The following is a 16,157-nucleotide window of genomic DNA, read 5'->3' on the forward strand; positions in this document are numbered from 1 at the left end:
TTCGAATATGCAATATTAGTTATTTATTGTTTAATTATCAATTATTTATATATAATTATTCCGTATCGGAATATGGAATATTAGATCGTGATCTACATTTAAATTAAACCTATGAATTATTTTCCGATGTAGTTTTCTACGCTCTTTAGTTTCATGAGCTGATAAAGTTTAATTTTTCAAACTATTTACAATAGCTATTTCTAACTCATTAATAGACTTCCCTTTACTTTTAAGAAATTGATAATCAATACTACATCTAAAATCTGCGTTAAGCATTAATAATTTAGCTTCTCTAGATTTACTGGTACTTTCAATTACTTTTTTGTGATCTTCATAAACTGAGTTTAAAAAAGTTCCTGGATTTTGGATAAACTTTAAGTTTTTTAGAACATATGCTTCATCCATATCTTTAATATCCTTAGTTCTTTCAATAAGTGCAATACAATAATGTTCTATATATTTAGGATTTACTGCTCTTTCTAGTTGAGATATAGCTAGTTTTACCGAATCCGTGTTACCATTTTTAACAGATTTCATTTCAATATAAAATGATTGTCCTGTTTCTGGATTTGTAATTCTAAAATCATACGAACCACCTCCTGCATAAATAAAATCTACTGCTTCTAAATCTACCTTGTCAACTATGAGACCTAAATAATTATTCTCAAAAGCAGATTTAAATAGTTTTTCTACATCACTTCCAATTTTTGATTTGGTATCGAAATCACGTTTCTTTTCGCCTTCTTCTCTTGCAAAATCCATTATTTGAGAAGGTATTTTATTTGGAAAAAGCAATGAAAGTTCAGTTAACTGTTCTAGGTTCGCACCAGAATCAATTATATTAACTATTTGTTTTATATCTGAAATACTCTCAACTACCTTGTTTAATTCCTCCTCTGTAACATCTGACTCTGCTAGTTTTAACAAAGAATCTTGCTTACCACTATCACGAATTGTTATTGCTTTAACCTTTTCTTCATCATCGAAACTTTCAAGAAAAAAACTAGTATAGGAACTATTAAAAGTCGGGAAATAAATAGGTAACTCTGTCCAATTAGGAAAACCTTTTCTTTTAAGCCATTTCACAAGTAGAGTAAGACCATCTATTTCATTTTTTGTTAATTTAGAATTTGCGTCTAAACGTAATCTGAAAATTTCATCAATTTCTTTTGCAATTGTTTCCCAAGTCTTAAATTTGGCTTCAGGTAGTAAGTTTGAAACTTCCTTATTTATAGTTTTATTTAAAAGCTTAAACCTATAATTCTGATTTTTCATCTTATTGTAAACTTCTATTAAGTCTACATCAACTCCATTATCTGTAAAAATCTCAGCATCTCTATTTACAAAACTTCCTTGTTCTGATTGGCAAGGTATAATGTTGTATTTGGTAAGTAATCCGTTATCATTAACTTTCACATATTTAATAAAGGCTGCCAACCACTTAACAGTTTCTTCTTCATCTTTATTTATGTTTTCAGCTAGATGAACTAAATTTTGAGAATTTGCAACCATTTTAACTGCTGCTTCTAATCTAAATGGAACACTTTTAAATATTGTAAAATCAATATTTTTTAGCCAATTTAAATATTCTGATCTTGACGGAACTTCATTTATTATTAATGCTGAAACGGTATCATAGAATTCTAAATCTCTTGATTCTGTTTTATTTTCTGGTATAAAAGGAAGCTTCAGTTTAGCATAAGAAATAGGATTTCCATTACAATTAACAAACTCTACTTCATCTAAGACTACTTTGATTTCCTTTTCAATATTTTTCTGAAACCAATCGGAACCGTTTGGGAGTGCTTTTATTCTATCACTTTTTAACTGAACCAAATGATATAGGTTGCCAATTCCTTCTTCTGATAAATTAAGAAGCAGTTTTTTGTAAGCCTTTACTCCATTTAATAAATTGTTTTTATTTTCTATACTTACGTCCGAAAGACTGATAGCATTTCGCTCTGTTTCTGGTTTAAATGCTGCTGAGTTAATTGAGATTGGAAACGGGAACTTTTCCGAACCAATTAATGGTAGATATAGAAAAAGAACAGCAATTTCTTCTGCATATTCTGTTACAACATTATTTTTTATTTCTCGAGCTACAATTACATCTTGCTCTTTGGCATATTTGACCTTAATATCATTCTGCGGAACCGCATTAATTTTCAATCCTATTTCACATAATCCATTTTCATCACTTCTTTCCTTTTGATAAAAGTGTTTTTCTGGAATACCATTCTGAATAATCTTAACCGATTTAAGTTTTGGTAAAAAAGTAAATACTAATGGTAATACTTTTATGGCATAGTCAATACCAGACATTGCTATTTCCTTAGGTTTTATATTAGATAAACCTTGTGTTAAATCATAACTGAAAATAGTATCAAATGAACCTGGTAAATAATCGGACTCTTTATAGCCTTTTTTAAATTGATCTTCAGATTCTTGAATTGAATCAATTAAGAGCTTTTTAGAATTATAATTTGATCTATTTAAATCAAATTTAAATTTATAATGAACTTTATCTCTATACTTATCTTTAACTACACCTTGAACAGTTATTACAGAAGATAGGGCGTGTGTAGATATAAATCCACTTCCAAAACGACCAATATAATCATCATCAATATCTTCATCATCTTTATCTGAATCTGGTGTTATTAAATTTTCTACATCTACTATTTTAAAAGGTTGTCCGTTATGTCTAAAAATTAAAGTGTTTTCTTGGAGCTCTAATTCTATATCTACTTCCGAATTAAAATCACTAGCATTTTGTATTAATTCCCAAAACCAACGATATTTAAGTGACTCTATTTTACTAGGAATTGGTTCCAGTTTTTCCATCAACCTTTTTGCTGGAATACTTAGTTTCTTTTCAATTTCCGTTTCCTTGATTTGGTCTTCAAAAGACACGAAACTCTCTTGTGTTGATAAATTTTCTTCCATACTTTAAAACACCTAATTAATTAAACTATTTTCTCTTTCTACTTTTCTCATCCTCTTGCTATTTTCTTGCATTGATTTCTTAAAACCCTTACGTTATTTAATGCACCTGGATTTCCAGCAATATTCAATAAAGGCAAATGGGTTTTAATAAGTTCATCTTCAATTCCATTTAAATTATTAGAAACTTCTACCCAATTTATGACTAGATTTTCATCTATCCATTTTATAATCTCTTGCTCATTTTTAGAAGAAAATTTATAATTATTTTGATTCTTTTTACCTATTAGCGAACCCTTTTCTGGCAAGTAACCAAGTACTGCTCCTAAGCTTCTAAAAAAAGTACCATGACCTTTTGCTCTTAATTCTTGATTTAAAAATCGTTTTTGTAAACTTTTAGAAGCTATACCTATGTAAATAATGTTATGATTTCGTTCTGTTAAAATATTAGAAAAGACGGTGTCCAATTTTTTAGGATTCTTTATTCGTATGCAATACAGTCCTGCTGTATCAGGAATATCGTGCTCACAAACACTAATAGCCTTAAAATTCTTTTCATTCATTAAAACCTTCTTTAGCAAGTGCGCATCTTTAGTAATATGCTTTATAGAAACTTGCTTTTGGTTTGATGTTGCTTCTTTAGGAACAATACCTGTTTTACTTTTTAAAGAAATACAACCATTAGATTTAATAAATAGATGAGGATAATTTTTAACACGCGCACCAATCTGACTGCTTTTTATAGCAGAACCATCTTTTTTAGAATACCAGTTATTAGCATTTAAAACGGCTGCTATTTCAGATGCCGTTAATGCTTTTTCTATTTTTAATAAAACCTGCTGTATGGCTTCGTGTAATGTCATACCCTAAAACACCTGGTTAATTAAACTCTTTTGTAAGGATTTGGAACTTTGGATTTTGGATTCAATAATCTGTCTTGAATTTTCAATTTGAATCATTTCCTTTGTAATTTTTTGAATTAATTTATTTTCAGGGACCCAAATAGGAATATTTTCTAGTTCAGATTTATTTAATTTCAATCTTGTAGTACCAATAATATATTTCAAAATATTTTTGTGAACTAAGGAATAAAAAAGCCAATCTATTGAAATTGAATTTTCTTTAATAGCTAGAACATGAGCATGATTGTTGACCCAAGACTTACCAGAAACTTTATAAGCAATTTCTTTTTGGTAAAACTCTTTAAAATTCCCACCGTCTTCAGCAACTAATACTAAATCTTCATCGAAAATAAAATCGTTCAAATAATCAACTAATCCATTTGCTCCGTAATAAGGGATTTCACCTTTCATTTTATCTCTTTCAGATGAATTTATTGGTCTTCTCAAATTATCTTTAATAGTACAGACCTCACTTATTTTTTTATACTCTCCTTTATGAAGATATTTATCTGAGATGAATTTACACTTTGATTTAAATAGATAATCAGACTGTTTAAAGATCTCATTCTCCCTCTCAACAACCCCATCCATAGCCCAAAGTAATTCAGCAAGTTTGGCTTGTTGGTCTTTTGGTGGTAGTAGGAATTCTTGTTGTTTTAAATCTCCCCAATTTATGGTTGGCGATAATCCACCTACAGATATATCTACCATACGATGCATGAATTGGTCTGAATGTAAAAAGAACGGAAATAATTTAGGGTCTATAATTTCTTGGTTTGCTCTAAATACAAAAGCGTGAGCAGAACAAATACCATTAAAATCTACAATAGCTGCTTTACGTTGGTAAGCACGTCGTTTTCCAAAAATAACATCACCAGGATAACATCTTAACTTTCCTCCTTTAACATCAGCAGGAACACCTTTTCTACGGATGTGAATATCGTTTGCATCTATATGTTCTAGGCCGATATAAATATCAACTTTAGCTTCGTCTGGTTTTACTGTTTTAGATATTTTATGAGCAATATCTTCAAACTTAAAAGTTTCCCAAGTCGATTTGTCTAAATTATTTAAATCTATGCTTTGTGTAATACTTTCCATTTAATCTAAGATTTCAAATAATTCATTCATACTCTTTTCAAGTGTTTTAGATTGTTTTTTCCAATCAGAAATCGCGTCGTTAACAGATAAAACGGGCTTACTAGTATCTACATTACTTAAAAATTGTGCAATGTTTAAGCTTCCTTTATTTTCTAATATTTCTTCAATAGAAACAATTTTAGCAAAGTCATCAATATTCTTAAAGTCTTTGTATGCATTAAAAATAGTATCAATATGTTTTTGCTCTAAAAAAGCGATGTTCTTTTCTTGTTTTACTTCTTTTAAAGCATTTATAATTAAAACCTTGCCTTGTTTTTCTTTGCTCTTGTTGGTTTTGGTAATTAACAAACAAGCTTCCATTGGAGAATTGTAAAACAAATTTGGACCTAAACCAATCACACATTCTACCAAATCTTCTTCAATCATTTTACTACGCATTTGAGCTTCAGAATCTCTAAACAAAATACCATGTGGCCATAATGAAATAGAGCGTCCATTATTTCCATCTAAACTTTTCTGTATGTGTTGCTGAAATGCATAATCTGCACAACCTTGTGGTGGTGTTCCCCAAAGATTACGTCCAAAAGCATCGTTAGTAAATGCTTTTTGGTCCCACGCTTTAATAGAGTATGGTGGGTTTGCAAGTATAACATTAAATGTTTTTAGTGTGTCGTTTTCTAAAAAGGCAGGTTGTGCCAAGGTATCGCCACGTACAATACTAAACTCTTCTATACCGTGCATAAACATATTCATACGTGCTATGGCAGAAGTAATTAGGTTTATTTCTTGTCCATATAATTTCAGGGTTCTATATTCTTTGCCTTCATCGCGTAAATGCAAAGCGCAGTTTAATAGTAAACCACCAGAACCACAAGTTGGGTCGTACACAGATTCTCCTGGTTGTGGGTCCATAATCATGGTCATTAATTTTACAACCGTTCTGTTGGTGTAAAACTCGGCTGCTGTATGGCCAGAATCGTCTGCAAACTCTTTAATTAAGTATTCGTAAGCGTTTCCTAATTGGTCGTCTGGTACGTTCTCTAAATTTAGTTTGTGTTGCGAGTAATGTTCTATAAGGTTGGTTAAGGTTTCATCACTTAACCTATTTTTATTGGTCCAAGAAGCATCACCAAAAATACCATACAATGTTTCTGGGTTTGCTTTTTCTATGGCACGCATGGCATCTTGTATGGCAATACCAACATTGGTTGTGGTTTCACGTACGGTGTTCCAATGTGCGTTTTCTGGCACTATAAAATGGTGATTTTCGGCAAAGGCTGCGTATTCTAAATCGCCATCACTTTCTTCAAGTGCTTTCTCAAACTCTTCATCGTACACATCGCAAATACGTTTAAAAAACAACAACGGAAATATGTATTGTTTATAATCGCCTGCATCTATGGTACCACGTAAAGCGGTTGCTGCTCCCCAAAGGTATTTTTCTAAGTTTTGTTGGGTCATTTATATAAAATCTTTCAATATTGTTTTAAACTTTTGTTCTGCTTTTTGGCTTTCTGCCCAAGCTGTTTTTAAGTCTGATAACGCTTCTTCTACACTAGGTAAATTATCTTCTATAATTTTCTCTACATATAAAGGAATATTTAAGTTGAAATCATTTTCTTCAATATCTTTCATTGAAGCAACTTTCACATAATTTTCAACATCTTTATTCTGGTTACACCAATCGAACAATTGGTTAATATGTTCAGGCTCTAAATAGTTTTGAGCACGACCAACACGCACTTGATCTGATCCATCAATAAATAAAACTTTATCTTTTTTAGAGGCATCTTTGTTTTGCTTAAAAACCATAGCACAAGCGGCTAATTGGGTTCCGTAAAAAATATTAGGACCTAAACCAATAACAGCTTCTAACAAATCATCTTCCAACAATTTTTTACGAATTTTACCTTCGGCTCCTTTTCTAAACAATGCACCATGAGGTAGCACAACGGTCATACGACCAGTACTATTCATAGATTTTATCATGTGTTGTACCCAAGCCATATCTCCATTGCCTTTTGGTGGTACGCCAGCAATGTTTCTTCCAAAAGGATCACTCGCCCAATTTTCTGCTCCCCATTCTTTTAATGAAAAAGGTGGATTTGCAATTACACAATCAAATGTTTTTAAACCATCTGCAGCAAAAAATGCAGGTTGTCTTAAGGTATCTCCTCTTGATATTTGAAAGTCTTCAATGCCATGTAAAAACATGTTCATTCTAGCAATAGAGCTAGAGGTTAAGTTTTTTTCTTGTCCGAATAATTTAAGTGTTCTATAATCTTCGCTGTTTTCTTTTAAATGATCTACACATTCCAATAACATACCACCTGTACCACAAGCAGGATCGTATATGGTTTCTCCTTCGTGAGGATCTAATATGAGTCCTAATAAATGTACAACAGAACGCGGTGTGTAAAACTCACCTGCTTTTTTATTCGTTAAATCGGCAAAGTGCTTTATTAAATACTCATACGCATTCCCTAGAATATCTGGTTCTACTAAAGAATTTGATAAACTGTATTGAGAGAAGTGTTCTATTAAATCGATTAATAAACGATCTGATAATTTGTTTTTGTTACTCCATTGTGCATCACCAAAAATGCCATACAACAGTTCTTGATTGGCTTGTTCAATACCACGAAGTGCTTTTTCAATAGCTAGACCAACATTAGTAGTCGTTTCTCTAACGTCTTTCCAGTGGCATCCTTCAGGGATTTCGAATCTATGAAATTCTGGTAGTGATGCGTATTCGATATCTCCTTCTGATTCCTCCAATGCTTGTTGGTATTCTTCATCATAAACATCGGACAGACGTTTAAAAAATAATAAAGGAAAGATATATATTTTAAAATCTGAAGCATCTACAGGTCCTTTAAGAATCCAGGCTGCTTTAGATAAATACTGTTCTAATTGTGATAAAGTTAGTTTTTCTTTATTCATATTTTATGAAATACTTTGTGTAGTTTCTTTTTATTAAAGAATTTGATAATTACGTTTATCTACCATTTGCATAATACCTGCATGTTCAAATAATTTACCAACGGAATGAACATTGCATGGTTTTGCATTGAGTTCTCTTGGGAAATTTGTTTCAAAAATGGCTCTATTGCAGGTGTTGTTATTCAGTTTAGTAGCTTCGAAAATTGTTTCTAACATGTGTAGAGGAATATTCACAGAAGTATTTGTACCTACTTGAACTTTAAATTCTTCTGAATTATTATAGTTTTTACACGTATAAGGCGGAATTTCTCTTACTATTTTGAAGTTTTTTTCTGGCGTTAAGTGTAAGTCTAAACCAATATTAGATTTTAGTAATTGTTCTGCTTCATTCCATTCCATGCTAGCTGATTTTTCTTTTCTTTAAAATACGACTTCATTTTTTCTAGTGATTCTTTTCAGAAGCGTTTTTAAGTATTCATACAACAAATTTTCTTTAAAAATAATACTTTGAATTGATATATAATTACGGAAATCCATAAAACTATAAAACTTGATTTGTAGAAATGTATAAGAGCTAGATTTACAATCTCTTATCACCTGTAATACTGACTTTTTAAGACTGAATTATATTTAGGTAATAAGATTCAAAACGAACTATAGTATTATTCAAATGTTTTGTGAGTTAGAAGTGGAGTTAGAGGCTTTGAAGAAGTCTTTAGTTTGATGTAATTATACAAATGTCTAATTATACTTTTACACAAAAGTACATTTGTATAAAAGTAGATTTATATCTTTTAAACAAACGAAGGTAAATTATTCTAAAATTTACCTTCGTTTTCGGTTCAGTTGCAAAGTTTACCCTTTTGTTTTTAAATTAAAGTCAAAGTATTTTTTAGAGGTAAATAGACTTTGACTTTAATTACCTCGTTATTTTACTATTTGTTTGCTGATTAATCACAAAGTTTCCAACCATCAGTGGTTTTTCTAAAAGTGATTGTTTTTATAATTTCCTTGGGATTGCTTTTTTCATTGCTTTCTTCAAAGAAAGGTATTTCATTATAGCGTTCAAAAGCTACTTTTACTTTGGCTTCGTTACGATCTGGAATCTCTTGAATTTCAACAATATCACTGATTTTATATTCACAAGATTTAAATTGAGCAGATAGTTTCCCAAACAAGTTTTCGACTCTCCCTGCAAGATATTCCTTACCCTTTGATTCTAATGATATTTCTATCATACCATTTTTTGATTTGCCAAATTCACGCTTATCCTTTTTTGTGTCATTGATGCTCACAAACCCTAGTTCTTCCATTTTTTTATGCTTGTCTAAAAAATTAGAGAAGTTGGCACTGCTTGAATCTGGAATATCAATTATTCCATAGGTGTATTTATTCGTTTTGAATATTACTTTTCCCGACTTCTCTTGACATTGATTAATTATAGATTTAGCTTCATCTTTAGATAATTGCTTTGAACCACATGACAATAAAATAATAATTACAAATTTAGGAATTTATATTCCAAGTTATCTTTAATCGCTATTGTTCTTTTCTTTATTAAGCATATCGTACAGTTCTTTTTTATTATCTCTTATTGAATTTAAAAGTACATTAGCTACTTTAGAATTACTAGAAAAACTAAATGTTTATGTCTATTATCCATCTACACAAACTTGTTGCGGACAACCTTTGGGAAATTCAGGATATGAAGACGACTCAAAAGGAGCTTGTCAATTATTTGTAGAAAATTTTAAAGAATATGACTACATCGTTGCTCCTTCTGGAAGCTGCATTTATCACGTAAAAAAACACTTTGATATCTTAGAACAAACTCCAGAGGTAATTAAGGTTAGAAATAATGCTTATGAATTGTGTGAGTTTATCACCAAAGTATTAGGCAGAACAGATTTAGATGCTAAATTTCCTCATAAAGTAGGCTTACACAAAGGCTGTCATGGTTTACGTGGTTTACATTTAGGTTCTTGTTCAGAAAGAATGGACCCTTATTTTTCTACCGAAGAAGATTTACTAAATGCTGTTGAAGGCTTAGAATTAATGTCTTTAAATAGAAAAGATGAATGTTGTGGTTTTGGAGGAACGTTTTCGGTTTTTGAAGAAGCAATATCTGTAAAAATGGGAAAAGACAGAATTCAAGATCACATAGACAGTGATGTAGAAGTAATTACAGTAGCAGATCATTCTTGTTTAATGCATTTAGAAGGTTTAATCAACAGACAAAAAAAGCCTTTAAAAGTAATGCATATTGCAGAAATATTAAACAAAAGCATATAAAACACTATGGCTCATGCAGATAAAGCAACAGCATTTAATAAAAACGAAGCTAAAGTAAATTGGCACGACAAAGCTTTGTGGTATGTTAGAGAAAAGAGAGATAAATCGGCACATGGTGTTGTGGCCTGGGAACATTTAAGAGATGTTGCCTCTGGTATCAAAGCCAATGTTTTATCTAATTTAGACAACTACCTAATAGAGTTTGAAAAGAACGCCTTAAATAATGGAATAATAGTTCATTGGGCTTCTGATGCAGAAGAGCATAATGAAATTATTTCTAAAATATTAGCAGACAATAATGCTAAAAAAGTAGTAAAAAGTAAGTCGATGCTTACTGAAGAATGCCATTTAAATCCACATTTAGAAGCGCAAGGTATTGAGGTTATTGACACAGATTTAGGTGAATATATTGTACAAATTGCAAAAGAAACTCCAAGTCATATTGTTTTACCTGCTATTCACAAAACCAAAGAAGAAGTAGATGAATTGTTTCAAGAACATTTAGGCACAAAACCAAGTGGCGGAAATCCTGAATACTTAACAAATGCAGCAAGAAAACATCTTAGAAATAAATTTTTAAATGCTGATGTAGCTATCACAGGTGTTAATTTTGCCATTGCAAATACGGGCGGAATTGTAGTTTGTACCAATGAAGGAAATGCAGATATGGGTTCTCATTTGGCCAACGTTCACATTGCTTCTATGGGGATCGAAAAAATTATTCCAAAAGAAGAAAATTTAGGTATCTTTTTACGCTTACTTGCAAGAAGTGCTACCGGACAACCAATAACCACCTACTCTTCTCTTTTTAACAAACCAGCAAAAGGCAAAGAAATGCACATTGTTATTGTTGATAATGGAAGAACAGAGCAATTAAGTAGAGAAGATTTTAGAGCATCTTTACACTGTATTCGTTGTGGTGCTTGTATGAATACTTGCCCTATTTACAGAAGAAGTGGTGGACATAGTTATGATGCTACCATTCCAGGACCCATTGGCTCTATTTTATCACCAGGAAAAGATTTAACAAAATACAGTTCTTTACCATTTGCATCTACATTATGTGGGTCTTGTTCTAATGTTTGTCCGGTAAAGATTAACATTCATGAGCAATTGTACAAATGGAGACAAGTAATTGTAAAAGAGGTAAAACAACCCATTGTTAAGAAATCTATATTAAAGGTTGCAGGAGGCGTTTAGCCAATCGAAAACTGTATAATTTTACCGGTAAAATGACGCGATTTATGCTAAAAAATGCTCCTAGAGCAGTAATCTATTCTAAATTAAACACATGGGGAAACGCACGTGAATTACCTAAAATAAAAGATCAAAACTTTGATGAATGGTATAAAGTTAAAAGAAAGAAATAATGGGAAGAGAAGTAATATTAAAATCAATTAAAGAAAATAAACCAACAAGTATTCCTTTACCTCAAGTAGATTTAAATAACTTTATTGAAGACATCAATTTATTAGCAGAGTTTAAAGAAAAAGTACAACTAGTTGGTGGTTCAATTCAAGAATTATCACCTTCGGAAACACTTGAAGAAGCAATTAAAAACCAATATCCGAATGCAAAGGAAATTGTTGACGCTAGCAAGAAATTAACTTCTTTAAAAACAATCTCAATTTCTGAAGATACCAACCCAAAAGACTTACAAAATATCGATTTAGCGATTATAAATGGTGAATTTGGAGTTGCAGAAAATGGTGCTGTTTGGATTTCTGAAAATGTATTTCCTGTTCGCGTTTTACCTTTTATTACTAATGATTTGGTAATTATCTTAGAAAAAGAAAAACTGTGTTTACATATGCATGAAGGGTTTAGCTTAATTTCTGAAAGAGAAAGAACATTTGGCGTATTTATTTCTGGTCCTTCTAAAACAGCTGACATAGAACAATGTTTAGTTGTTGGTGCTCAGGGAGCAATGAGCTTATCAATTATATTAATATAAAAATAAAAAACCTCCAAATTTGGAGGTTTTTTTGTTTCTAATTTGCAGTTAGTTCTACATGTTTTGATTTTACTCTTTTTACAACTATTGATTTAAAAAAGTAAGGAACTTTTATAAATCTAGTTTTACAACTATGACAGCTATAAAGTTTAGAGTTAGGTATTAATCTTAAAACGAAATTACGAGCTAGTCTCTTTCTAAAACTAGACTTACATGAGGGACATTTAGGCATACTTTTGAGTGATTAGTTTATAATTGGTTGGTAATAAACAATCTTTCTCATTGCAATTAAACAAATTTACATTTATTTTTTTTTTAAAAAAACCTTGTAACAAAAGAAATAAGAACCGCTATGAATTTTTGTTATTTTAATAAATTAAAAGCCTATTTTTGTATTATATCATAAAAAATTGAAGAGAATAATTGTTTCTGTTACTAATGATTTATCAACAGACCAACGTGTTGATAAAGTTTGCTGTACTTTACAAAAAAATGGTTTCGAAATTGTTTTAATAGGACGAAAATTAAAGAATAGTACTCCTCTAAATAGAAGTTATACCACAAAAAGAATTCAATTAATATTTAACAAAGGTTTCTTATTTTATGCTGAATATAATTTTCGCTTATTTTTTGTCTTACTTTTTTCAAAAAAAAACATCCTTCTTTCTAATGATTTAGATACCTTATTGCCCAACTACTTAGTGAGCGTCTTACAACGTAAAAAAATAGCTTATGACAGTCATGAGCTTTTTCCTGAAATTCCAGAATTAGTACATAAACCTTTTGTTAAAAAATGTTGGACTAACTTAGAATCTTTTATACTCCCAAAACTTAAAAACAACTACACTGTTTGTAAGAGTATTGCTAATTTTTATACTAAAAAATACAATACTAGCTTTACCACAATTATGAATTTACCTACACAAAAAGAAATACAAGTAGGCAAATTACCTTTTAAATATTTTAAGCAAAAAATTATTTTATACCAAGGTGCACTAAATATAGGCAGAGGACTAGAATTAATGATAGACACCATGTTATATTTAGAAAATACAATCTTAGTAATTATTGGTGATGGAGATATTTCTGATACCTTAAAACAAAAAGTTACCAGTCTAAAATTAAATAATAACGTACATTTTTTAGGTAAACTTACTCCCAAAAAGTTACAAAAAATAACACCTTTAGCCAATTTAGGTATTAGCGTAGAAGAAGATTTAGGTTTAAATTACAGATTTGCCTTACCTAATAAAATATTTGATTACATACAGGCAGAAGTCCCCATTTTAGTATCGAATTTACCTGAAATGAAAAGAATTGCAATAGCTTATAAAGTGGGTGAAGTTATTAAAAACAGAAAACCAAAAGAGTTAGCATCACAAATTAAAACTTTACTAGAAAAAGATTTTTCTGTAGAACTAAAGAAAGCTAAAAAAGAATTAGTTTGGGAAAATCAAGAAGAAAAACTACTTACTATTTTCAATAATTTAAAATAACTATTTTTTATATTGATGAGGATTTTCTCTAATCCCTTTTTTAAACAACTTACGTAAACTAGAACGCATACTGTTATCTATTCTCAAGAAAATATCCTTCACTTTTTCGGAAGATCTACCTCTAAATGTTGTTATATGAAACGTATCTGAAACTAAAATAGGTGTATTAGAAAAATAATAATTAGACACACAACACCTAACATCATCTTTTAAAACTTTACTTACAGAATGCCAAGAATTTTGATGAGTTGTCATAACAACCAACCGATTAAACTTGCTTTCTAGAGTAGTTTGTTTGTTTTTTAATCCTTGTGGCCAAATTTCTAAATGACCTCCATTTTCTGTATTCCAATTAGGTGTTACGTAATACAAAAGGTTTAAAACTCGCCATCTATTTCTATCCTTATCATGAGAATTATCTAAATGCGGATTTAAAAAATTATCCTTTTCCATTAAAGATAATCCCCCAGCATATAAATGCTCATCTGCAAAAACTTCTTCTAATTGGCAAATTTTAGAAACTAATGCAACTACTTTTTTATCTTGAAATGCATAAATAACTTCTTCTAAAAGCGTATTATATTTATCCATTTGATAGGCTGTATACTTAAACTCTCTTAAATTCTTTTTTCTAATAGCTTCCTTTGTTGTAGGAAATTTATTGTGAATTTCTTGCGCTAATTCTTCCGGCAACAAATCATCAATAAAAAAATAACCAATAGTTTCTTTAGATTCTAAAAACTGAGTTTTTAAGACCTCTTTATTAGCAATTAATTTAGTGCAAATTAAATGAGCAATTTCATTTCTATTCATGCTTTAATTTTAAATGACACATATAACTTACTTTCATACAATTTAAGAAAAAAACAGACGATTTTTTAATAGCTAGTTTTTCAAAAAAGAGATGAAACATTCCAACTATTCTTGTCATTTTTACTGCTGATATTTTTCTAACCAAACCTAACAAAGGCATTTCTGTTGTATCAATTAAGCTTTGCTTATCAATAAAAATAAGGTTTTCCATTGCCTCTTTAGTTTTAGCAACAAACAAATCATTTTTATCTAAACCTAAATGATAGACTTCATTACTTATATGTTCAATATTATACTCTTTATTTATTAATTCTAAAGAAAACAATAAATCTTCTCTACCATATAAGATTAATTTTTCTTCAAATTTTACACTATTAAAAGCTTCTTTCTGAATTAAAAAATTAGAGGTAAAAAAATACTTATCTGGATTTTCAATGCGTTTTTCTACAGAAATTTCTTCATGTTTTTTACCATATTTATAGCGTAATAACTTAACGTTTTCTATTTTATCTTCATATAACAATCCTCCACAAAAAACAGTTTTATCTTTTGCGAAACAATTTATATATTTTTTTATAAAATTAGATTTTACAGGAATAACATCTACATCTAAAAATAACAACCAATCGTAAGTTGCTTTTTGGGCTAACAAGTTTCTAATAGCACTTCTTCCAATATTATGTTCTAGACTTTTAAAGCTAGAAAATGAAAGTTTATTTATTTCTTTATTTTTTACATTTAAAGGCGACTTAGAACCATCATCTAAACAAATAATTTCGAATGTTATGTTTTCTAAAATTAATTGTTGATGAATTTTTTTTACCAAAAAAAAAGCATTGTAATTATATGTTGGTATAAGTACAGAAAGCATTATACAGTTGCTTTTTGAGCAACCTCAAACAATTCTCCGCCTTCGCATTTCAAGGTTTTTTGCTTAAATTTTACAATTAATTGATAATCGTGCGTTGCCATTAAAATTGTTTTTCCGCTTTTATGAATATCGTTTAAAAGTTCCATCACCTCTAAAGAAGTTTTTGGATCTAAATTTCCGGTAGGTTCATCCGCTAAAATTAATTCAGGATCATTTAACAAAGCCCTTGCAATAGCAATTCTTTGTTGTTCTCCTCCAGAAAGTTCGTAGGTTTTCTTGTAAGCCTGCGCCTTCATTCCTACTTTATCTAAAACCTCGTCAATTTTATCTTTAATCTTAACTTTATCTTTCCAACCTGTTGCTTTTAAAACAAATTCTAAGTTACCAAAAACATTTCTATCACTTAATAATTTAAAATCCTGAAAAACAATTCCTATTTTTCTTCTTAAAAAAGGAATTTCCTTTTCTTTCATTGTTTTTAAATCAAAATCTACAATACTACCTGCACCTTTTTGCAGCTTTAAATCGCCATACAACGTTTTTAACAAGCTACTTTTTCCACTTCCGGTTTTACCAATTAAATAATAAAACTCTCCTTTTTGTATCGATAAATTCACATTAGATAATACCAAATTTTCTCTTTGGTAAATTTCTGCGTTTTCTAAAAATAAGACTGGTTTTTCCATAAAAAACTTGTTTTTACAAACTTAAAAGTTTCTATCGGTTTTATACTATGAATTATAAACAATTCTTATTTTTGATGTAAAATATTTCACATTTTTTCTTTGTCCATCAAACAAAACAAAAATATGTTCGTTATCCATTTTAAGTATCAAAAATAA

Annotated in this window: 13 protein-coding genes and 1 pseudogene; 4 read left to right on the forward strand and 10 right to left on the reverse strand. The window is 29.9% G+C overall.

The features are described from left to right. Positions 1-168: 168 nt before the first annotated feature. From WG951_RS07325 to WG951_RS07355, 7 genes are all read right to left on the reverse strand, one after another. Entirely contained in the window at positions 169-2,946 is a 2,778-nt protein-coding gene (locus WG951_RS07325) for a sacsin N-terminal ATP-binding-like domain-containing protein (RefSeq protein WP_105050409.1), read from the reverse strand. Positions 2,947-2,993: 47 nt separating this feature from the next. Beyond that, a complete protein-coding gene (locus tag WG951_RS07330) occupies positions 2,994-3,806 on the reverse strand; it encodes a GIY-YIG nuclease family protein (protein WP_105050408.1) in 813 nt (270 codons plus the stop codon). 3 nt (positions 3,807-3,809) lie between these two features. After that, positions 3,810-4,946, reverse strand: coding sequence for a restriction endonuclease subunit S (locus tag WG951_RS07335; RefSeq protein WP_105050407.1), 1,137 nt, complete (start codon positions 4,944-4,946; stop codon positions 3,810-3,812). Continuing rightward, positions 4,947-6,407, reverse strand: coding sequence for a type I restriction-modification system subunit M (locus tag WG951_RS07340; RefSeq protein WP_105050406.1), 1,461 nt, complete (start codon positions 6,405-6,407; stop codon positions 4,947-4,949). It lies immediately after the preceding gene. Further along, positions 6,408-7,889, reverse strand: coding sequence for a type I restriction-modification system subunit M (locus WG951_RS07345; protein ID WP_105050405.1), 1,482 nt, complete (start codon positions 7,887-7,889; stop codon positions 6,408-6,410). Between the two features lie 33 nt (positions 7,890-7,922). Then, positions 7,923-8,288, reverse strand: coding sequence for a hypothetical protein (locus tag WG951_RS07350; protein ID WP_105050404.1), 366 nt, complete (start codon positions 8,286-8,288; stop codon positions 7,923-7,925). A gap of 551 nt (positions 8,289-8,839) precedes the next feature. Continuing rightward, positions 8,840-9,376: a hypothetical protein gene (locus WG951_RS07355; RefSeq protein WP_105050403.1), complete on the reverse strand. Its 537-nt coding sequence runs from the start codon at positions 9,374-9,376 to the stop codon at positions 8,840-8,842. 55 nt (positions 9,377-9,431) lie between these two features. Here WG951_RS07355 and WG951_RS07360 point away from each other — a divergent pair, with 55 nt between their 5' ends. The 4 genes and pseudogenes from WG951_RS07360 (at position 9,432) to WG951_RS07380 (ending at position 13,631) form a co-directional block, all read left to right on the forward strand. Further along, positions 9,432-10,181 carry a (Fe-S)-binding protein gene (locus tag WG951_RS07360; RefSeq protein ID WP_317044737.1) on the forward strand — a complete coding sequence of 250 codons (750 nt, stop codon included), beginning with the start codon at positions 9,432-9,434 and terminating at the stop codon, positions 10,179-10,181. A 6-nt stretch (positions 10,182-10,187) separates the two neighbouring features. Continuing rightward, positions 10,188-11,551, forward strand: a pseudogene (locus WG951_RS07365) (LutB/LldF family L-lactate oxidation iron-sulfur protein). Next, entirely contained in the window at positions 11,551-12,135 is a 585-nt protein-coding gene (locus WG951_RS07375; RefSeq protein WP_105050402.1) for a LutC/YkgG family protein, read from the forward strand. Before WG951_RS07365 ends, WG951_RS07375 begins: the two are co-directional and overlap by 1 nt. A 410-nt stretch (positions 12,136-12,545) precedes the next feature. After that, positions 12,546-13,631, forward strand: coding sequence for a glycosyltransferase (locus tag WG951_RS07380; protein ID WP_105050401.1), 1,086 nt, complete (start codon positions 12,546-12,548; stop codon positions 13,629-13,631). Here WG951_RS07380 and WG951_RS07385 read toward each other — a convergent pair whose 3' ends face one another. Genes WG951_RS07385 through WG951_RS07395 form a run of 3 tightly spaced genes read right to left on the reverse strand, consistent with a single transcriptional unit; the run spans position 13,632 to position 16,001 of the window. Beyond that, complete coding sequence (locus tag WG951_RS07385; protein WP_105050400.1) at positions 13,632-14,444, reverse strand: 2OG-Fe(II) oxygenase; 813 nt, start codon at positions 14,442-14,444, stop codon at positions 13,632-13,634. Continuing rightward, positions 14,437-15,315: a glycosyltransferase family 2 protein gene (locus WG951_RS07390; protein WP_105050399.1), complete on the reverse strand. Its 879-nt coding sequence runs from the start codon at positions 15,313-15,315 to the stop codon at positions 14,437-14,439. The genes WG951_RS07385 and WG951_RS07390 overlap by 8 nt, the downstream gene beginning before the upstream one ends. Continuing rightward, complete coding sequence (locus WG951_RS07395; RefSeq protein ID WP_105050398.1) at positions 15,315-16,001, reverse strand: cell division ATP-binding protein FtsE; 687 nt, start codon at positions 15,999-16,001, stop codon at positions 15,315-15,317. The genes WG951_RS07390 and WG951_RS07395 overlap by 1 nt, the downstream gene beginning before the upstream one ends. Positions 16,002-16,157: the final 156 nt, after the last annotated feature.

This window comes from Polaribacter butkevichii (assembly GCF_038024105.1).
GTDB classification, from domain to species: domain Bacteria; phylum Bacteroidota; class Bacteroidia; order Flavobacteriales; family Flavobacteriaceae; genus Polaribacter; species Polaribacter butkevichii.

Coding starts and splice junctions, on each gene's coding strand:
- WG951_RS07375 (WP_105050402.1), top strand. CDS start 11,551: ATGGGAAGAGAAGTAATATTAAAATCAATTAAAGAAAATAAACCAACA.
- WG951_RS07385 (WP_105050400.1), bottom strand. CDS start 14,444: ATGAATAGAAATGAAATTGCTCATTTAATTTGCACTAAATTAATTGCT.
- WG951_RS07395 (WP_105050398.1), bottom strand. CDS start 16,001: ATGGAAAAACCAGTCTTATTTTTAGAAAACGCAGAAATTTACCAAAGA.
- WG951_RS07350 (WP_105050404.1), bottom strand. CDS start 8,288: ATGGAATGGAATGAAGCAGAACAATTACTAAAATCTAATATTGGTTTA.
- WG951_RS07340 (WP_105050406.1), bottom strand. CDS start 6,407: ATGACCCAACAAAACTTAGAAAAATACCTTTGGGGAGCAGCAACCGCT.
- WG951_RS07345 (WP_105050405.1), bottom strand. CDS start 7,889: ATGAATAAAGAAAAACTAACTTTATCACAATTAGAACAGTATTTATCT.
- WG951_RS07330 (WP_105050408.1), bottom strand. CDS start 3,806: ATGACATTACACGAAGCCATACAGCAGGTTTTATTAAAAATAGAAAAA.
- WG951_RS07325 (WP_105050409.1), bottom strand. CDS start 2,946: ATGGAAGAAAATTTATCAACACAAGAGAGTTTCGTGTCTTTTGAAGAC.
- WG951_RS07335 (WP_105050407.1), bottom strand. CDS start 4,946: ATGGAAAGTATTACACAAAGCATAGATTTAAATAATTTAGACAAATCG.
- WG951_RS07390 (WP_105050399.1), bottom strand. CDS start 15,315: ATGCTTTCTGTACTTATACCAACATATAATTACAATGCTTTTTTTTTG.